Below are 18,821 nucleotides of genomic sequence, written 5' to 3' on the forward strand. Positions count from 1 at the left end.
TTTAAAAAAGAGTTAGGCAAAACTACGCCTAACTCTTTTATTGTAAAATCTCAACAATGACTCTTTTGTTGTCCTTGCTTGCTGCAGCTCTGACAACTGTCCTTATAGCTCTTGCAATTCTACCTTGCTTACCAATTACCTTGCCCATATCTTCAGGAGCAACTTTTAATTCTATTATTACAGATTGCTCACCATGGATTTCACTAACCTTTACTTGGTCTGGGTTGTCAACTAAAGATTTTGCTATGACCTCAACTAAATCTTTTAGCATGTCAAGTTCTCCCTCCTCATAAAATGGTTTATTCAATTACCCCAACTTTTTTAAGCAAAATTTTTACAGTGTCTGTTGGCTGAGCACCATTTGAAAGCCACTTTTTTGCTTTTTCAACATCAACTTTGATATCAGCAGGGTTTTTGAGAGGATTATAATATCCTATTTCATCAATAGTCTTCCCGTCTCTTGGACTTCTTGAGTCTGCAACAACAATTCTATAAAATGGATTGTTTTTTGCACCCATTCTCTTAAGTCTAATTCTTACTGCCACACATATCACCTCCCCTATTCAAAAGTTTTTTATATATTACATGAAAGGAAATTTAAATTTTCCTTTCTTAGCAAAGCTGGGATTTGAAAACTGCTTCATCATCCTTTTCATGTCTTCAAACTGTTTTAAAAGCCTGTTCACATCCTGCACAGTGGTACCTGACCCCATCGCAATTCTTCTTTTTCTGCTGGAATTAATAATGCTTGGGTCCTGTCGCTCTTCTTTTGTCATGGAATTTATAATTGCTTCTATCTTCTTAAGTTCCTTCTCACCAGCATCAAAATCCACATCGCCTTTCAATTTAATGCCGGGTATCATGGAAATAATCTGAGATAAAGGTCCCATCTTCTTTATTTGCTTTAACTGGTCTAAAAAATCTTCAAGAGTAAACTGCATGCTTCTGAGCTTTTTCTCAAGCTCCTCAGCCTTTTTCTGGTCAATTGCTTCCTGAGCTTTTTCAATTAATGTCAAAATATCTCCCATTCCAAGTATTCGGGAAGCCATCCTGTCAGGATGAAAAGCCTCTAAATCTTCCATCTTCTCACCAACACCGGCAAACTTTATAGGCTTTCCTGTTATAGCCTTGACAGAAAGAGCAGCTCCACCCCTTGTATCACCATCAAGCTTTGTCATAATTATACCATCAATACCAAGTTGATTATTAAATGCCTCAGCAACATTTACGGCATCCTGTCCAGTCATAGCATCTAATACAAGCAAAATCTCTGTGGGTTTTATAGCACTCTTAATTGCAACAAGTTCGTTCATAAGCTCTTCATTTATGTGAAGCCTTCCTGCTGTGTCTACAATTGCAATATCAAATCTGTTTGACTTTGCAAAGTTCACGCCCTCAACAGCGATTTTTACAGCATCTTTTTTATCATAATCTGCGTAACAGCTGACTCCTACTTTTTCTGCCACCACTTCTAATTGCTTAATGGCTGCTGGTCGATATATGTCACACGCGATGAGAAGTGGTTTTTTCCCTTGCTTTTTTAAAAGCGCTGCAAGCTTTCCTGCAGTTGTAGTCTTACCTGAACCTTGCAACCCTACCATCATATAGATTGAAAAACCGCTCGGAGAAAATGTAAGTTTTGTGTCATTTCCTCCTAAAAGGCTTACCATCTCATCATACACAATCTTTATTACCTGTTGGGCAGGAGTAAGGCTTTCTAAAACCTCTTTCCCAATAGCCTTTTGCGTAACATTGTTTATAAAATCCTTTACAACCTTATAATTTACATCTGCTTCTAAAAGAGCAAGCTTTACCTCTTTCATTGCCTCTTTGATATCTTTTTCTGTAAGCTTGCCCTTGCCCCTCAGCTTTTTAAATACATCCTGCAGTTTTTCAGAAAGACTACTAAACATTTTCTTGCCACTCCTGAATACTATTTATTATGCTCATAATCTCTTCATCTTTATATCTCTCGTATATTCTCCTTAGTTTCTGTAGGACCTCTTCAATTATGCTCCTGTTCTTATAGTACTTGTCTGCCAGTTTCAGCTTTGCCTCATACCTTTTCAAGGCTATTTCTGCTTTTCTAAATGCATCAAAAACACCCTGCCGTGATATGCCAAGTTCTTTTGATATCTCTCCCAAGGTTAAATCTTCATTTACATACAGCTCTATAATCTTTTTTTGTCTTTCGGTCAAAAAGTCCTTATAAAAATCGTAAAGAAGGCTCAAATATACCTTATTTTCTTGCTGCATTTTTAATTTCATCTCTCTGTAAAGCTTAAAAACTTGACACTATTATATGATAATAAACTTCTGCTCTTTTGTCAAAAATTTTTTGTGATTAGATAGTGTCAAGAGTTTGTAGAAAATTTTTTTATAAATTATATTATTATTTAAAATAAAGCTTGACATGATTTTCTTATTTTGCTATTTATAAATTATAATTTGTGTAAAATCTTTGCTATTAGAGGCAATAGTAGATGAAAAGAATTAAAATAAGCATTTCAATTCTTTTTGTTTTTTTGTTAATTATGCTGCCTTACATGCTTATCAGATTTAAAAATACACACACAACAATTCAATATGAGAAACCTAAAATTTATATTGATCCTATGTCTTCTGTAAGATTTCTTAATTTTGAATTTTGCGCAAAATATTCAGAGCTTATTATCGTTGGAAAAGTTATTAAAAAAGAACAAGTAGAAGAAACAATAACTGCACAACCTGGTACAAATGAATATGGAGTTGCGAAAGCAGCAGGCATACCTTTTGTTAAGACCCTGCCAAGACTTTATGTTACAGTTGAAGTTGAAAAGGTTCTCAAAGGCAAATTAGATGAAAAACAAATCGATGTAGGCTTTGTAGTCTTTGATCCGCAAAATCACTCTGATCTTTTTGCAATGAATCCTGGTGAAAAATTCGTATTTGTTTTGACAAAAGGAAAAAACACAAGGCCTAATACCTGGTATGTAAATTGTCCCAATAGGTTTATATTCAAAGTGAACAGCAACAATACCGTATATCCTGCTTGTTGGTGGTATGATGAAAGATATAAGAAGAAATATTTTAATATAACCTTAGATCAATTATCAGAAGAGTTCAAAAGAATAGATAAACTTGAAAATGTTCCTATGTATGATGATGTCCCAAAAGAGGTATGGGAGAAGTACTACGAAGCAGAATCTGAATCGCAAACTAAAAGCTCTTCAGAAAAATAAAATATCTAAAAGGTGGGAAGTTAAAACTTCCCACCTTTTTGTTAGCCTTAAAAACACAATTTTATATTAGTAAGAATTGGAAGAGAATACAAGGAATATTGGCAGAAATTTTTTAATGGCTATGAACAATCTTTGTAACTTTATCCTAAGATACAAGAGCAAAGTGAGCCGAACATTTTCAGTTATTTTAAGGTATATTATACAGAATTTAAATCTGTTGTTTGGTAGTAACCACTTTTAATTTCCTGCATACCTTCCGTTCCTCTTAAATATCCAATTATAATTTGATTTAATCGGGGATATTCTCCCATATCCTTCTCAGTTCTTACTAAAACCTCACCGTCAAGCAAACCTATAACTTCTGCATCCTTCAAGTTTGCCATTGAAGAGACTATTCTGTGTTTTTGTTTAGCATCATCAATTGAATCGCAGTACAAAATTCTGCCATTTTTGATTATCGCAATATTTGTTGCATACTCTTCAAGTTCAAAAATCTCGTGTGAAGACACAATAACTGCTATATTTTTCTCTTGAACATATTGTTTTATAAGTTGTATCAACTCAAATCTTACAGTTGGGTCAAGGTTTTGAGTAGGTTCATCTAAAAGCACCAGCTCTGCATTTGTTGCCAACGCCAAGATAACAAGTATAAGCGTTCTTTGACCCATTGAAAATTTAGAAAGTTCTTGATTTAAGCTAAACCCATAGCGCGAAAGAAAATTTTTGAAAAATAAATCATCCCAATTTGGATACAAGGCTTGATACATTTTATAGTAATCACCTAATGTCAACCTTGAAAAAACTTTTCTGTGCTCAGAAACAAATGCTATGTTCTTCTTTAAAGAAGGCTCAAAAGGCTTGCCAAAAATCAAAACTTCTCCGGTATCTCTGGAAGCTGCATTTATTATACACTTTAGAGTTGTCGTCTTACCAGCCCCATTTGGTCCAACAAGAGCCAATATCTCACCTTTTTGAACTGAAAAATTCACGTCGGCTAAAATCTGTTTCCCGCTTATTCTTTTGCTCAAATTTTTGACTTCTAATACTACCATCTCAGTACTCACCGCCTTCTCTTTTATTAAGACCTCGCTACATACTTCTATTTTTTTGTAATTCTATTGCATTATCAAAAAATTCAACTATTTGCTCCATCATGTCTTGATCAATCTCAGACATTAATTTGCGGTTTATACTAGCTTGAAAGTCCTTAAGTATTTTTTTAGGAATTTTTTTGTAGCTGCCATACTTACTTGTTAACTCTTTAAATTCATTTCTTTTTTGTCGAATATATTTCAAGGCATTGTCTGATAAAAAAATATCATGTCCTTTATTATCAAATAGTTTTAAACTAACATTAGTTTTATTTAAATGTTTGCACGCCTCAAAAATACTATTTTCCAATTTCACTGTATCATCATCCTTACTATGTATGACCAACACAGGTACTGAACTTTTCTTTATCCCATCTATTGCAGATACGTTTGCTAATTTGCCAAACTTTATTTTTTCAAGCAAACTTAAATAAGGCAAAATAACTTTCCCCCATCTTCCATAAGAGTCCATTGCAGTTGTTTTTATCATTTCATCCGGGGAATTGAAACCAGCACACGAAACAACACCTGCAATTTTATGAGAATAGGATAAAACAGCACAAACAGCATAACCACCCCAACTATGTCCAAAAAGCAATATGGGCATGTTTTTAAATTCATTATTCTTTTCAATAAAACGTAACGCATAATCAAGATCAGCAACAGCTTGTGGAAGCCCAATCATTGAATCCCTTTCACTTTCACCACATCCAGTATTATCGAATCCAAGAACGTAATATCCTTTGTCCGTAAAATAATTTATTTCATCTAAATAATTGATATGGGTTCCGCCAAATCCGTGTGATACAACAATTAAACCTTTTTTAGCTTCGATATTATTTTTCTTATAATAAATATAACCTCTTAACACTTGTCCTGCATTTGATTTGAATTGTACTCTTTTGTAAATTAAATCAGGATACTTTTTCACAAGAGAATACACTTTATCATCTTTGGAGGTACATCTCTTAAAAGCTTGACTATATAAAACAGTGGTAATTAGTAAACAAATTGAAAAACTTATTAAGATAATAAAAAGTATTGCAGCTATAATCTTGTTTTTATTTTTTTGAGTCTTTGCTATTAAATTCATCTTTCTATCCCTCCTTTTTGACATATGCAATGTATGCTAAAAAGCAAATCAGAGCAGCATACAAAAAGGCTAAAATCATGCTTCCCTGCTTTGTAAAGCTTATTAAACTATATGGATTAAAATCAGCTACATTCAGATTAGTTGAGCCTAAATCTCCCAGCAAAGCATCTGCAATTGTTATTACAATACTCCAAATAAAACCATCATGTCCTAATGTCGTGAATAACATACTTATCCCGTAAATTGCTAAAAGCGCAATGATTGTTTTTAAAATAACCAATAACCCTTCTAAAATGGTCAGGTTATAGTATATTTTATCAGCTGCCGATGTTATTGAAATTATAAGAACTAAAAACATTAGATTATATAGGAAAAGCTCTCTTTTTGAGAACGGCAAAAAATACAAAAGCTCAACATTTTTATTCTTAATATCATTTACAAGCATTGCAGAACATAGAAGTATTATGCCAATAACTCTTATGGTAAAACTCGGTATAAACAATATTAGCGTGAAAAATAGTATTTGACCTGTTTTTTCTTTTAGTTCTTTTCCAATGTAAATATCCATTTTTGTTAGACTTTCTTCGATGTTAAAATTTAAAATTCTTGAAAATTCAAACCTCTTCATTTTTCCACACCTCCTCAAATAAAATCATGGCTGTGTAAAAATCTATTTGATGACTTCTAAGTTCCCTAACACACCCTTTTATTATCTCTATTATCTTTTTATCAACATCAATATCCTTCTTCACAAAATACCCAATCCCCTGTTCTGCTTCAATAAAACCTTCAGCTTTTAGTTTTTCAAGTGCTTTTAAGACAGTGTTTATATTCACATCAAAAATTGCCTGAAGTTCTCTTACAGTTGGAAGCTGTAAACCTTGCTGAAGATTTCCAAGTATTATCTCTGATTTAATCATGTTGACAATCTGCACGTATGCAGGCACACCGCTGTGTTTATCAACTTTTCTCAGCATTTTAATCATCACTCTCTTATAAGTTTTACATAACCTGAAGTTTTGGTTGTAACAGGTGCACTGTAAAGGTTATTGATTTTTACAATACCACCTGTTGCTTCAATGTTCAAAATGCCCTTTTCATTTTCGCTATTTAAAATATTAATTGATCCATTCAATCCTGTTGCATTAATATCAAAATCCTCAAACCTTGCTTTTGCCCTGATATTCAATCCTGTTGAATCAATCTCAATTTTATCAAATATCAACTGTGAATTTATATTTGCCCCAGAAGAATTAACCTTCAAATGCTTCCCCTTAAAATCAGCTCTCAGCTCAAGCCCTGCACAGTCTAAAGAAATATCATCTGTTGCTTCAATCTGCCCTTGAATAAAGCTGCCAGTTGAATTTACTGTTAGATTTTTGAACTTCCCATCACCTCTTGTTTTTAGCCCTCTACAGGAAATTTTTACATTTCTCAAAGATTTTGTACCAAGTCTTATTTCATATGTTGTATTAAATTCTTTATTTCTGTCAAAGACTTTCAAAGTTTTTCCTGAAACATTTGTTTTGAGCACTGAAGGAAAATAGATGGTATCTTCATCATCAATGAGTTCTAAATCTATTCCGCCTGAACAGGTAATTACAATTTCATCAAAATTCTTAATTGACATATCCTGGTCTGGAGAATAAGTAATTGAATGATAAACCTCAATAAAGTCGCTGCTGGTAATCACATCAGAAATTATTTGTGAAATACTTTTTGATAACCCAGAAAACTTATAATCTTGCTTATCAGAAGAATAGTAGTGAAGTTGAGATATAATTAAACCAACAATAACCAATGTGACTAAGGCTACAGCAATAACCATTCCAAAAGAGGTTTTCTTTATTGGAAAAATACTAAATAAAAACAAAATGCAACTTAGTACAAACAAAACCTTTAATGCAGTCCATGGAAAAATCCATGCAAATAAAATTGAAAGCAGTGATAAAACAAGTCTCATTGTTTGGCTTGTGTGAAATTTTTTAATCTGAAATATGTTAGAGCCATCTTTGGATACAAGATAGAAAAGTCCAAGTGCAATGAAAAAGATGACCACCAGCAAACTAACAAGTCCTAAAATATTTTGATTGTAATGCATAACCTACCCTCCTGTTTGATTTTTATAGTGTTATATAATTATATAACACTAAAATTTGATTCTGTCAATTGTATTTTTCGATGATTTTTAAAATTTTTAAATTATATATTCCGAGTACTTTTGATATGGATAAACGGAATTCTAAACTAATATTTCTAATAAATGTAATTATGATATAATGTATTATATGAAATTATTTCTATCCTGAGGTTGTTGAATAAAAGAAATAACCATGTTATAGTAAACGTAGCAACAAAAGAAAATACCCCTCTTGTGTTATAATTTTAATTTAAGAGAAAATCACAACAAAACACAAGGGGGAAAAATTTCAGAGAATTAAAATATCGAATAAACCAAGACACAGAGTTTAAAAGAGCAATAGGTATGGAAGAAAGTCCAAACTATTCATATTTTGCAAAGTTGTCAAGAACAATATAGAAAGAATACATGCAAGATATAAAGGACATAGTAATAGCTGAAATAAAACCTGATATGAGTATAGCAAAAGTTGACTCGCCGTCGCTGAGAAGTGCCAAAAATGATTTAGAAGCAAAAATAGGTATACATATTACAATAGGATTTTTCAGGGGATACAAATTACATCTTTTGTGTGCAGGTAAAGAAGAAGTAATACCACTTTTCTGAATTTTAGCAACAGCAAACGAACATGACTCAAGACAAAAAGAGCTTTTGTATAGGGCATGGGGCTTGAGCTGTGAGATTGTTTTAGCAGATGCGGGATACGATTGTAGCAGCTGATTTAATATAGCAAATAAGCTTAAAGTTAAATTTGTTGCTGGGATAAATAAAAGAAACATGAAAAATAAAAACAATGTTAGCAATAGTTTTAGAAGCAAGAACATAAGATTTTTAGAAACTGAAGAGGGTAAAAAGCTATACAAGCAGAGAACAAAGATTGAAAGACTATTTAGCAAATTAAAAGGAGAATATAATCCTGAGAATGTGAGGCTCAAGGAATTTAGAAATCATAAAAGATTTATTGATTGGATATTAATTACTTTTCTATTTGAGCAACTTTTTAGAAAATTAGAAGGTAAGAAGTTTTCTTTTACTTATGAATGGAATCAAAAACTTTTGTTTATTTTATGTATTGTTGGTAATATTTATTATTCAACAACCTAATTGATTGTCCATAATAAATATCTACAACATTTTGTACAATAACATTTAACAAACTAATTTTGGTACTATAATCAATTATTCTTATCCCCCAAAATTCAGGACTTATTGCAGGGATTCTTCTGTCTATTAAGTAATAATGAATTTTGTTTTCAGGTATATTTCTTTCAAATTCTAACACATCAAAAGTACAAATATTGTCCATTGATTTCTTAATTCTTTTAATTCGTGAACCATAGACTACTAACAATTTATATTTATTACTATCCACCTTTCTCAGTTTTTCTAATAGTTTCTGGACACGATAGCTTTTATTTTTATCATACCCTAACACTAACAACATATTAACCTCATATTCTACAAAACTGTCTCGCTAAATAATTTTTTCTATTTCTTTGTCACTCTCTATCCAACCAACATAATAAGTTTTAACTTCAAAAGGTATAATAGGATATATATACCACCAAAAAATAAACATACCTACACTGATTGTTAATATTGCCCAACAACCCATCCCTTTTTTGCTTTCACTCTTTTCCATCATAATTACCTATCACCTCTATCTCTACTAAAAATTTATCACACTTATATGAACATTTCGTCTTTCCATTTCTATCTTTAAAATATATGACCTTCCCAACAGGTAATACTTTTATTCCGAAAGGATTATACGAAAGTCCAACCGGCCTTGGAAAATTTTTGTGCCTTTTATAATTCTCTAATTGCTCAAGCTGTTCGTAAAAAGAACTCTGGTCTAAAGCAATTCTTGGAAAACATGTGCCCCCGAAAAAACTCAATGAGCCATCAAACCCCTCTACTTTCTCAACATCCTGCGTTTCTAAAAATGCCTGTGCCACGTTACCAAGGGTAACTAATTTTTTATCTTTTTCACTTATTGTTGCTTTAGTGTCTATAGCATCAAGCAGACCATTATTACAACTTAGCAATACTAGTTCCTTTATTTTCTTTTCCTTTAATTTCCTTATTTCAGTTGCTGAATCATCGTGTAGTGTCTTCCCATCTGGATTGACTGTTAGGTTTTCTTTATCTGTTTTTTTATCACCATCAATGTCTCTATCATTATTTATCATTATAGCATAATACTTACCGTGAAAAAACAAAATTACATCGTCAATCCCATCATCTTTCATATTATTCCATTCTTTACCAAATACTTCCTCTGTTTCTACTTGGATGGCTTTAACCTGTTCTATACTCTTGTATCCATTTTTAAATCTAACCCATTTTCTCGCAAACTCTGCTTGTGATTTAAAGTTTTTTGGATCATAAAATATATAACTTATTCCCTTTGTGTTATTAAAAATACCCCTGCTAAAATCTTTGCTAAACATCAGTGGATCAACTTCTACTGGTCGCCCTGAATATCCGTAATTTACATCAAATCTAATATTATCTATCAACACAGCTGTCGTATATATGGTATCAACCACATCTTTAACGCTAAATTTCAAAACTGCATTCTGCCCTCTGAATGGTGTTACATCAAATTCTGTGGTCTGCCAGTCTGTCATCCATACATCGCCTTTATCAAACACTATCTCAGGTGAAACATTTATTAAATTCCCACCGTTAGTTTCTGTCGCATTAAACATTGAAGCTATTTTATTTATGTCCAAATCTAAAATCTTAACCTCCTGCCCATTTTCACCCTCTAAGGTTATTGTTACAACAAATGGATCATTGTAGCGTGAACCTATCCATTCTAAAAATTCTTCTGATAAAACATTCCAATCAAATATTAACTTGTTGGCATATTCAGGTATAAATATTCTTTGCTTTAGCTCACCATGTTCTAACGTATAGCCTAAACCTGTTGAAATAATCCCCATCTTGCTTCCATCTGTCGGCTTTACAAAGCCAAGCCCAGTTGTTGCTCTCCCATCTCCGTCCGTTTGCCACCCAATAAGGTCATTTTCAAAACTACCATTAATCTTATTGTTAGCGTAATTGATTCATTCATACTATCCGAAATAACAATAGTTGCTCTTCCATCACTATTGGTCGTAACAGAACTTGGTGCAGTTGCATTGCCTGTAACACTTATTGAACAGATAACATTCGGTACTGGTTTGCCAAACTTGTCCACTATCGTAAATGATATTTTATGTTCAATATTGCATTCATATTCATTTCGAATTTGATCAAAAATTATATCTGTTTCTCTGTAAATTAAATCTATATCCTCTTTGCTACTCTGTACATTTAAAGTACTTCCTCTAAAAATTATTTTATTTCCCAGTATCTTCCCTTTCAAAGTAAATATTCCCGAATAAATAGTAACAGTTCCTTTGGGCGCATAAATGATACCCTTTATATTAACCCAGAACCATTAAATGTAATATTACCTGTTTCAGAACAAATAACACTCCCATCTTTAAAGCCAATTTCACTTTTCACCACATTAATTGAAATATCTTTCGTTGCTATTATATAGTCATTAGTTGTAAATTTCGAACCATTTACAAAAATACTCCCATTAGCAACGATAGATTTCTCGAATACTATACTGTTCCCATGATATTTCAGGTCAGCTTCAAATACCTCAGTATTTTCACTTGCTATTGTTTTAATCTCAGTAGTATAATCTGACATATCAATAATGGGTGCACATTCAATTTCTTTGGTTATTAAAGCTTTTGCATTCTTTGCACTCACTTTACCTGAAGCTTCACATACACCGTCAATAACAAGCTCTGAACCTTGATACACAAAGTCCGCATTAGTATGCACATCACCCTTTATGCTGATTCTTGAACCATTCAGTAATAATGCGCTCTCTCGACTTGCAGAAAACAAAGCATAATCAACAGCTTCCCGTCCAGACATCTGAACTTCTCCATCAGCAGCAAACATATTGAACGGTAAAAATTGGAGTACCAAAAACATTGCTAAAATCATACTTAAAAACTTCTTATTTCTTGCATTCATTACACTTTCCTCCTCCAAATTTTAAAATTTAATTTAGCCTTTTGCAGAACGCTCAATATGAGCGTTATCAAGCTTTAGAAAGATTCAAAAAAGTCTGGTCACCCTCCTCATAGTTGTAGTAAAATATGATTATATAAAACAAATTTTCTACTATGAGGAGGGTACAAAATGTTCAACAACAAACCTAAACAACTTTCTTTCCTAGATCTATTCTCCCACCTAAAGGCTTCGGCTCTCTACAAGCCTGAAAGCCTTTTAGGCTTGTTCAATAAATTCATCAACTTATCAAACTACATACCTTCTTCTTTCTACAATGCTTACTATAAACACTTTGGCAAGCATAGATGTTTCTCCTTAGAATCTATGCTTCTCTGCTTCTTTGTCCAAAAATTACTCAAACTCAATACCCTTACTCAGCTTCGCGCTGTACTTCTTAACTCCTATGAACTTCGTTCATTCTGTAACCTAAATGGCAATGTTCCCTCTATTTCCACTTTCTCGCGCTTCAGAAAAATCTTTAACAGCGAAATCCATAAACTTTTCCAAAATATCTCTATCCATGCACACAATATTTCTCTCCAACAATCCCCTGAACTTGCTTCAATCTTAATCTTCGATACAACCGGTATTGTCCCAAAGGTTCGTGAAAACAACCCTAAATTCATTCAATCTCTCTTGAAAAATACCTCAAAAGCTAACCCTGAGCTGTCCTCTGATAAAATCTATTCTATTGTCTATTCTTCCTTGCCTAAAACTGCTAATGCTAATTCTAATATCCGCCTTATGTTTGTAAATGGCCATTTCTGCTGGGCTTTAAAATTTGCTGTCATTACAAATGCTCTTGGTATACCCTTAGCTTTATTACCTCTGTTTAACTCTGATTCTACTTCTTCTGATCCTATAGAACATAAAAGTATCTGCGACTCTAAAGCTTTAATTCCTTCGCTAAAAACTTTATTCTCTTATATTCCCAAAAATTTCTCCACTTTCATTGCTGACAGCGCCTTGGATTCACATAACATCTACTCCACTTTAAAAAACACCTTCAACTTCTCCAAAATCGTTATTCCTCTAAATACAAGAGCCTCTAAAAATACTACACCTACTTCAGACCCTAATATCGTTATATCTGAAGATGGTGTCCCTATCTGCAAAAAGTTTTTAAAATTTAATTTAGCCTTTTGCAGAACGCTCAATATGAGCGTTATCAATCATTTAAAACATCTAAACAGTCTGGTCACTTTCCTCATATTTGTAATATTTTCTTGCTTCCTTGATACATAAACTAAATCTTCTTATTTGTCCACTTTCTGGACTTAATTTTATGCTAAGATTTTATTCAAACATTTCATACTATGTCAACATCCATTTTTCGCTTTTTTTTTACTCTTCATTTTTTAAATCTAGCTCCTACACGCTTTAATTTGCTCTTTATTTCTTTAAATTTCTGTGCAGTTTATGAAATTGAAAGTAAAAAATATTTATTTTCTTTCTCAAAAAATCAGCTCTCTAAGCAGCATTTTTGTGTTATAATACAATCTGTTATAAATTAAACAACTTATAATGCCAAACCAAAACGCAACTTAGCATGAAAGGAGTAAAAAGATGGTAAGAGTTAGATTTGCACCAAGTCCAACAGGTCAGCTTCACATAGGCGGTGCAAGGACAGCACTTTTTAATTATCTATTTGCCAAAAAACACAATGAAAAATTTATTTTGCGTATAGAAGACACCGATTTAGAAAGGTCAAGGGAAGAATGGGCAGAAGGTATTATGAGAAGCTTGAGATGGCTTGGAATTGAATGGGATGAAGGAAAAGCTTATTATTGTTTTTGTAGCCAAGAGGAAATAGAAAAAGCAAGAGGGTTGGTTGGTAACTTTACCTCAACCCTCTTATTTTTTACTGTATATTAATTATCAATAATTATTGTCTTGAGACATCCCTACATAAACAACCAGTCCGAACTTTTACTCTATAGCCGGAACAATCGCATCAAATTTTTCCACCTTTCCATCTTCTGTCACTGCCTCACCAACAAATACCCAAACAGGTTGCAAATATGGCTGCTCTTCAATTGTACCTGCATCTTCCCAGTAAGCAAGAACAACTTCTTTGATTGTTGCAGACTTTGCCATAGGATTGATATTATTCGATGCTTCTCTATTTTTAACTTTTTCAAAAGCTTTCTCTGCAGGCACTATCTTTACCTTATTGTATTCTTCAAACTCCTTATACCATTTATAAACTTCTACTATCTTACCATTATCACCTACAACCACTATTATCCTCGAAACACCATACACAGGCTTTCCTTCTACCACGGGATAAAAATATACACTCTTGTGATGAACCTTATAATCATTTGTAATTTTATCGCCAGAGGAATCGTCTGTAACTGCACAATAAATAAATCTTTTATCATAAATACCATTCTTTTTCAAAAAGTCAAGTGCAATTTTTTTTGCTTCTTCATCAGAAGGTAGATTTTGTGGATCATCATTATTAAGTTCTTTTCTATCTACATAATGCCATCTCCCTGTATCAATTTCATATTCAAATTCACGATAATACTTTTCATCTATTTTCTCCTTTATCGAATAAGCTCTCCATATAGGTTGATATTCCACTTCACCTTTTAGTCCAAATATTTTAGCTAAAGATTTAATCTCTGTATCTATGTTTTTTGGCTTTTTAAATTTGTATACCATAGCTTCAACAGGCAAATTGTCAAATTTGGCTGTCACTTTATAGTCTATGTCAGGTATTTCATTTCCTGGCATAGGAATATTAAGCGGCGGTATCCTGTTTGCTTTAATATACAAAAAATAACCCGTTATAAAAGCAATTATTAGCACTATAAAAGAAATTTTTAATATACTTTGCATTTTAGCATTTTTTATTTTCATTTAGCTCAACCCCTCTCATTTACCTAATAACTACCCCAGTTGCAGGTATTTTTACATCTGCTATTATACTATATCCTTGCTTGTAATTTCTATACCATTCTTTTTCAGGTCGACAGCCATAAAAACTATAAAGCGAATCATTCGCTGCTAATTTATATCCCATTATACGAACAATACTGCTTTGACCATCTTGCCTTTGTGGCTGATAAATTCTTGCAGCTTGCACAAATGCATCTTTAAAACTTAATTTATCCGCTACCAAAAACTGCGCAAATTTAATTGCTTCACGACTGTCTAAATACATGGTAGATGCAAAACCCATAACAAGTGTTGCGCCCTCAAATGTTTTATAAATATTCTCTAATTTTTCTTGATCCCCGTTGTTGGTAAGCCAGTTACATGTATACATTATAATCCATTTTAGATTACTGCGCCCAAATCGAACTTCGTTTGTTCTTGCATTCACCTCATCATTATATTCCATCGAACTGTTATGCCAAGTTTCACCTGTACTTCTTGCAAAAAAGTGAGCAGTATTCTCTTTAGAAAGACACAGTCCATGTCCAGAATAAACTAACAAATCAGCCTGTGACGTAAGTGAAGTATCCTTCAAATAGGATTCATTCGCTTCACTATTGAGTTTTATAAGATAAGCAGTTACCCATGCATTTCTCCATAAACTATCAGCTAAATTATAAACATAATGAGCACCTGCTCTATCGCCATATGTGCATGAGCCATTTGGACTACTGTAAGTGCTAACGCCAAGGTAAATACCTTTTAAATCTGCCGAAAAAGCTACACAAAAGTTAAATATCAGTATTATAATTAAAGCAAGAGAAATATAAAATTTATTTTTAATCAATTCTACTTAGCCCCCTTGCTTTTGTTAAATTTTTTTTTACAGTAAAAACTCAATATGTGTGTTATTATAAGAACTTTCTAAAAGTTTTCCTTTGTCTATATTCCATTAAAGCAATTTAAGAAGAACAAGGTAACAGTTATTACTAATAGTTATTAATATCAGAATTGTAAAAATAAACCTTGTCAGAATAATAAATTTTTAATGTTTATTAATCAACTTTGAGTCCTTTTTGACGGGAAATAGGTTTGAAGTATTTAAAAGGTGTCATATATACAAACAATCATCAACTCCTTTCATTGGATAAAGTAACTGTAAATAGTTATATCAAAAAAAAACATAATGCAATGGGCAAATTAGATAAATTTTTTATGTTATAATTGGAAATTTTCATAAATTAAAATTAATTTTTTATTTACAAATCCCAAACAGTTTTTTGCAAATGTAATATATTTTTGCTCTATCATGAATTATAAGGTAGATAAAAAGATAAGATACTCTTTCATTAACATTTTTATGTTATAATACAATCTGTCACAAAACTAACACTGAACCAAAATAAAGCTTTAAATGAAAGGAGTAAAAAGATGGTAAGAGTTAGATTTGCACCAAGTCCAACAGGTCAGCTTCACATAGGCGGTGCAAGGACAGCACTTTTTAACTATCTATTTGCCAAAAAACACAATGGAAAGTTCATTTTGCGTATAGAAGACACTGACCTTGAGAGGTCAAGAGAAGAGTGGGCAGAAGGTATTATGAGAAGTTTGAGATGGCTTGGAATTGAATGGGATGAAGGACCTGACATTGGTGGAGAGTTTGGACCATATTTCCAATCTCAAAGGAAAGACATTTATATGGAGTACATCAATAAACTATTAGAAGAAGGTAAGGCTTACTACTGTTTTTGCTCCCAAGAAGAGATTGAAAAGGAAAGGGAAATTGCAAAGCAAAATAAGGTATCTTACAAATACAGCAAAAAATGCAGAAATATAAGTTTAGAGGAAGCAAAAAGAAGAATAAAAAATGGTGAAAAGGCAGTTGTCAGAATAAAGGCACCACAAGATGGTATTACAGTAGTCCATGACATAATTCGAGGAGATGTTGAGTTTTCAAATGACCAGTTGGATGATTTTATAATATTAAAATCAGACGGCAATCCAACGTATAACTTTGTATGTGTGGTTGACGACTATTTTATGAAAATCTCACATGTAATAAGAGCTGAAGAACATCTTTCAAACACGCCAAAACAGCTTATTATTTATCAGGCTTTAAATCTAACCCCGCCCCAATTTGCTCATGTTCCAATGATTTTAGCGCCAGATAGAAGCAAATTGAGCAAACGCCATGGTGCAACCTCTGTGGAAGAGTTTTTTGAAAATGGTTATTTAAAAGAGGCTATTGTGAATTATCTTTTGTTGCTCGGCTGGTCACCTGGAGAAGATAGAACAATAATTGGACTTGATGAAGCTATTGAAAAATTTGAGCTTGAGAAAGTGTCCAAAAATGCTGCTATATATGATATAAATAAGCTCACATGGATAAATGGTCATTATCTGAAAGAGATTCATATTGAAGACTTGTATGAAAGAATGAAATATTTCTACTCTAAAAAAGGCATCGAAATTGAGAGGTTTGACAAAGAGTATGTAAAATCTGCTTTGAAACTTGTTCGTGAAAAGGTAAAGACTTTAGTCGAGGTTGTGGATGCAAGCACATACTTTTTTGATGATAGCTACGAATATGATCAAAAAGGAGTTGAAAAATACCTAACACCTGAAAATCTCAATATCGTTAAATCTCTTTCAGATGAGCTAAAAAACTTAGAACCTTTTTCAGCTCCTGAGATTGAAAGTCTTGTTCGCAAAAAAGCCGAAAGCTTAAATGTAAAGGCGGCAAACATTATTCATACAATCAGAGTTTGTATAAGTGGAAGAACAGTTACTCCCGGGCTTTTTGAGATGATGGAGGTACTTGGTAAGAAAGAGGTTGTAAAAAGAATAGAGAGAACTTGTGAAAAATTTTTGAATAAGTAGAATAAAATTGGCTTTGGTAAATGTTTTGCATGGTAGTAATAGTTATTTTTATTACTCCAAAAAATAAAAACCTCACCAGCTTTGTTCCCTGGTGAGGTCATTTTTTATATTTTCTCATCTGGTGCGGATGGGGGGATTTGAACCCCCATGGGGAGAGCCCCACAAGATCCTGAGTCTTGCGCGTCTGCCAATTCCGCCACATCCGCAAAAGCTTATAAATTCTTCTTTACATTATAATATTTTAAGCCAAACTCCCACCAGATGTCAACCAAAAAGATTTTCAATTTTTCCAAGATGCTTAAATCAGTCAAGCCTCTTTGAAAATCTCTTTATTGAAATAAAAAGAAGTACAAGCCCTAAAAATATCAACACCAAGACCTCATCCCACAGATATTCTATCCCCACACCTTTGAGAATGATCCCTCTTAATATTATCAAAAAGTAAGTAAGAGGAACAAAATTACCTACAAACCTTATCACAGCTGGCATTGCTTCGCGGGGGAACATAAAACCTGAAAGCAGCACACTTGGCAACAAAAACAAAAGTGCAAGCTGCATTGCCTGAAGCTGTGTTTTCGAGACAGAAGATATGAGCATTCCTATCATGAGCGCACAAATGACAAATTCCATCCCCAAGATAAACAGCAAAAGAATATTGCCTCTCACAGGTACCTTAAACCATAGTATTCCAAACAGGAGCGCAACTAAAAAGTCACCCAGTCCAAGAAATGTATAAGGAACAAGTTTCCCTAAAATTAGCTCGATAGATTTTATTGGAGTTACTATTAACTGTTCCATTGTACCTTTTTCTCTTTCTCTTACAATTGCGAAGGCTGTAAGTATTATGGTTATATTTTGCATAATAAGTCCCATAAGACCAGGGATTGTAAAAAGTTCGCTTTTCATAGAAGGATTGTATTTTACACGTGTTCTGACATCAACAATAGGTTTTACAAAATAGTTTTTCTGTGCAAAGTTTTGCATTGTCAAAATACCGCTTGAAAATACTGTCTTTGCAATTGTGGGGTCTGTCCCATCTACTATGAAAAGTACCTCAGGACTTTTGTTTTGTTTAAGAAGTTTTGTAAAGTCAGAAGGGATAATCAAAGCTGCTTTGATTTTTCCACTGTCAAGACTACTTTCTATCTCTACCTGATTTTGTGCAAAAAAGGTTGGCTTAAAATACCTTGTGTTCTGAAGCTTTCTTATAAGTTCTCTACTCTCTTGTGTCTTTGCCATGTCAAGTATTCCTATGCTCACATTTTCGACATCCATCTTGACAGCATAGCCAAAGAGCATAAGCATAATAAATGGTGCTACAAATGCTATAACAAAACTTGCCTTATCTCTTTTAATTTGAATAAACTCCTTTTTCGCAATGGCAACAAATCTTCTTATTGAGAAATCATTCATTTTAAATC

18 protein-coding genes, 1 tRNA gene and 3 pseudogenes are annotated in these 18,821 nt (G+C 32.9%); 5 read left to right on the forward strand and 17 right to left on the reverse strand.

Annotated features, from left to right (window positions below):
- Window positions 1-37: 37 nt before the first annotated feature.
- From H964_RS03120 to ylxM, 4 genes are read right to left on the reverse strand one after another with little or no spacing between them, the layout of a single operon-like run.
- Window positions 38-271, reverse strand: coding sequence for a KH domain-containing protein (locus H964_RS03120; RefSeq protein ID WP_011917669.1), 234 nt, complete (start codon window positions 269-271; stop codon window positions 38-40).
- Window positions 272-299: 28 nt separating this feature from the next.
- Complete coding sequence (gene rpsP, locus H964_RS03125) at window positions 300-545, reverse strand: 30S ribosomal protein S16 (RefSeq protein ID WP_011917670.1); 246 nt, start codon at window positions 543-545, stop codon at window positions 300-302.
- A 36-nt stretch (window positions 546-581) separates the two neighbouring features.
- A complete protein-coding gene (gene ffh, locus H964_RS03130) occupies window positions 582-1,913 on the reverse strand; it encodes a signal recognition particle protein (protein WP_039764501.1) in 1,332 nt (443 codons plus the stop codon).
- Complete coding sequence (gene ylxM, locus H964_RS03135) at window positions 1,906-2,256, reverse strand: YlxM family DNA-binding protein (RefSeq protein ID WP_011917672.1); 351 nt, start codon at window positions 2,254-2,256, stop codon at window positions 1,906-1,908. Before ylxM ends, ffh begins: the two co-directional genes overlap by 8 nt.
- A 227-nt stretch (window positions 2,257-2,483) precedes the next feature.
- On the opposite strand from ylxM, the gene H964_RS03140 reads away from it, so the two are divergent.
- A complete protein-coding gene (locus tag H964_RS03140) occupies window positions 2,484-3,221 on the forward strand; it encodes a hypothetical protein (protein ID WP_039764505.1) in 738 nt (245 codons plus the stop codon).
- 197 nt (window positions 3,222-3,418) lie between these two features.
- On the opposite strand, the gene H964_RS03145 is transcribed toward H964_RS03140, so the two are convergent.
- From H964_RS03145 to H964_RS03165, 5 genes are read right to left on the reverse strand one after another with little or no spacing between them, the layout of a single operon-like run.
- Window positions 3,419-4,273, reverse strand: a complete 855-nt coding sequence (locus H964_RS03145; protein ID WP_039764507.1) for an ABC transporter ATP-binding protein — start codon at window positions 4,271-4,273, stop codon at window positions 3,419-3,421.
- 37 nt (window positions 4,274-4,310) lie between these two features.
- Window positions 4,311-5,405: an alpha/beta hydrolase gene (locus H964_RS03150; RefSeq protein WP_039764510.1), complete on the reverse strand. Its 1,095-nt coding sequence runs from the start codon at window positions 5,403-5,405 to the stop codon at window positions 4,311-4,313.
- Between the two features lie 4 nt (window positions 5,406-5,409).
- Window positions 5,410-6,033, reverse strand: a complete 624-nt coding sequence (locus tag H964_RS03155; RefSeq protein WP_039764511.1) for a hypothetical protein — start codon at window positions 6,031-6,033, stop codon at window positions 5,410-5,412.
- Entirely contained in the window at window positions 6,020-6,382 is a 363-nt protein-coding gene (locus H964_RS03160) for a GntR family transcriptional regulator (RefSeq protein WP_039764512.1), read from the reverse strand. The genes H964_RS03155 and H964_RS03160 overlap by 14 nt, the downstream gene beginning before the upstream one ends.
- Before the next feature lie 8 nt (window positions 6,383-6,390).
- On the reverse strand, window positions 6,391-7,506 hold the full coding sequence (locus H964_RS03165; protein ID WP_039764513.1) for a tripartite tricarboxylate transporter TctB family protein: 1,116 nt from the start codon (window positions 7,504-7,506) through the stop codon (window positions 6,391-6,393).
- 321 nt (window positions 7,507-7,827) lie between these two features.
- Between H964_RS03165 and H964_RS13480 the strand changes: the two are divergent.
- A pseudogene (locus tag H964_RS13480) lies at window positions 7,828-8,649 on the forward strand (transposase); the annotation flags it as partial.
- Between the two features lie 370 nt (window positions 8,650-9,019).
- Here the strand turns inward: H964_RS13480 and H964_RS12795 are convergent.
- The 4 genes from H964_RS12795 to H964_RS03190 are packed head-to-tail and all read right to left on the reverse strand — an operon-like array spanning window position 9,020 to window position 11,595.
- A complete protein-coding gene (locus H964_RS12795) occupies window positions 9,020-9,187 on the reverse strand; it encodes a hypothetical protein (protein WP_237738177.1) in 168 nt (55 codons plus the stop codon).
- Window positions 9,174-10,496 carry a choice-of-anchor L domain-containing protein gene (locus tag H964_RS03180; RefSeq protein ID WP_039764515.1) on the reverse strand — a complete coding sequence of 441 codons (1,323 nt, stop codon included), beginning with the start codon at window positions 10,494-10,496 and terminating at the stop codon, window positions 9,174-9,176. Before H964_RS03180 ends, H964_RS12795 begins: the two co-directional genes overlap by 14 nt.
- Window positions 10,497-10,516: 20 nt before the next feature.
- Window positions 10,517-10,921: an Ig-like domain-containing protein gene (locus H964_RS03185; protein ID WP_011917684.1), complete on the reverse strand. Its 405-nt coding sequence runs from the start codon at window positions 10,919-10,921 to the stop codon at window positions 10,517-10,519.
- 56 nt (window positions 10,922-10,977) lie between these two features.
- Window positions 10,978-11,595 carry a hypothetical protein gene (locus H964_RS03190; RefSeq protein WP_011917685.1) on the reverse strand — a complete coding sequence of 206 codons (618 nt, stop codon included), beginning with the start codon at window positions 11,593-11,595 and terminating at the stop codon, window positions 10,978-10,980.
- A 168-nt stretch (window positions 11,596-11,763) separates the two neighbouring features.
- On the opposite strand from H964_RS03190, the pseudogene H964_RS03195 reads away from it, so the two are divergent.
- Window positions 11,764-12,762, forward strand: a pseudogene (locus H964_RS03195) (transposase); the annotation flags it as partial.
- 438 nt (window positions 12,763-13,200) lie between these two features.
- Window positions 13,201-13,458 (forward strand): annotated as a pseudogene (locus tag H964_RS03200) (glutamate--tRNA ligase family protein); the annotation flags it as partial.
- Window positions 13,459-13,563: 105 nt separating this feature from the next.
- On the opposite strand, the gene H964_RS03205 reads toward H964_RS03200, so the two are convergent.
- The gene (locus H964_RS03205) at window positions 13,564-14,502 is read right to left on the reverse strand and encodes a hypothetical protein (RefSeq protein WP_039764518.1); all 939 of its coding nucleotides are present in this window, start codon (window positions 14,500-14,502) and stop codon (window positions 13,564-13,566) included.
- 19 nt (window positions 14,503-14,521) lie between these two features.
- A complete protein-coding gene (locus tag H964_RS03210; protein WP_039764520.1) occupies window positions 14,522-15,367 on the reverse strand; it encodes a DUF6345 domain-containing protein in 846 nt (281 codons plus the stop codon).
- A 584-nt stretch (window positions 15,368-15,951) separates the two neighbouring features.
- On the opposite strand from H964_RS03210, the gene gltX reads away from it, so the two are divergent.
- Window positions 15,952-17,400: a glutamate--tRNA ligase gene (gltX, locus tag H964_RS03215; RefSeq protein WP_039764522.1), complete on the forward strand. Its 1,449-nt coding sequence runs from the start codon at window positions 15,952-15,954 to the stop codon at window positions 17,398-17,400.
- A 119-nt stretch (window positions 17,401-17,519) separates the two neighbouring features.
- Here gltX and H964_RS03220 read toward each other — a convergent pair.
- Window positions 17,520-17,606, reverse strand: a tRNA-Leu gene (locus H964_RS03220).
- A gap of 97 nt (window positions 17,607-17,703) precedes the next feature.
- Window positions 17,704-18,813 carry an ABC transporter permease gene (locus H964_RS03225; protein WP_039764524.1) on the reverse strand — a complete coding sequence of 370 codons (1,110 nt, stop codon included), beginning with the start codon at window positions 18,811-18,813 and terminating at the stop codon, window positions 17,704-17,706.
- Window positions 18,814-18,821 lie beyond the last annotated feature (8 nt).

The sequence above is a fragment of the Caldicellulosiruptor sp. F32 genome (genome assembly GCF_000404025.1).
GTDB lineage: Bacteria > Bacillota > Thermoanaerobacteria > Caldicellulosiruptorales > Caldicellulosiruptoraceae > Caldicellulosiruptor > Caldicellulosiruptor saccharolyticus.

Coding starts and splice junctions, on each gene's coding strand:
- H964_RS03120 (WP_011917669.1), bottom strand. CDS start 271: ATGCTAAAAGATTTAGTTGAGGTCATAGCAAAATCTTTAGTTGACAAC.
- ffh (WP_039764501.1), bottom strand. CDS start 1,913: ATGTTTAGTAGTCTTTCTGAAAAACTGCAGGATGTATTTAAAAAGCTG.
- ylxM (WP_011917672.1), bottom strand. CDS start 2,256: ATGCAGCAAGAAAATAAGGTATATTTGAGCCTTCTTTACGATTTTTAT.
- H964_RS03140 (WP_039764505.1), top strand. CDS start 2,484: ATGAAAAGAATTAAAATAAGCATTTCAATTCTTTTTGTTTTTTTGTTA.
- H964_RS03145 (WP_039764507.1), bottom strand. CDS start 4,273: ATGGTAGTATTAGAAGTCAAAAATTTGAGCAAAAGAATAAGCGGGAAA.
- H964_RS03150 (WP_039764510.1), bottom strand. CDS start 5,405: ATGAATTTAATAGCAAAGACTCAAAAAAATAAAAACAAGATTATAGCT.
- H964_RS03155 (WP_039764511.1), bottom strand. CDS start 6,033: ATGAAGAGGTTTGAATTTTCAAGAATTTTAAATTTTAACATCGAAGAA.
- H964_RS03160 (WP_039764512.1), bottom strand. CDS start 6,382: ATGCTGAGAAAAGTTGATAAACACAGCGGTGTGCCTGCATACGTGCAG.
- H964_RS03165 (WP_039764513.1), bottom strand. CDS start 7,506: ATGCATTACAATCAAAATATTTTAGGACTTGTTAGTTTGCTGGTGGTC.
- H964_RS12795 (WP_237738177.1), bottom strand. CDS start 9,187: ATGGAAAAGAGTGAAAGCAAAAAAGGGATGGGTTGTTGGGCAATATTA.
- H964_RS03180 (WP_039764515.1), bottom strand. CDS start 10,496: ATGGGGATTATTTCAACAGGTTTAGGCTATACGTTAGAACATGGTGAG.
- H964_RS03190 (WP_011917685.1), bottom strand. CDS start 11,595: ATGAATGCAAGAAATAAGAAGTTTTTAAGTATGATTTTAGCAATGTTT.
- H964_RS03205 (WP_039764518.1), bottom strand. CDS start 14,502: ATGAAAATAAAAAATGCTAAAATGCAAAGTATATTAAAAATTTCTTTT.
- gltX (WP_039764522.1), top strand. CDS start 15,952: ATGGTAAGAGTTAGATTTGCACCAAGTCCAACAGGTCAGCTTCACATA.
- H964_RS03225 (WP_039764524.1), bottom strand. CDS start 18,813: ATGAATGATTTCTCAATAAGAAGATTTGTTGCCATTGCGAAAAAGGAG.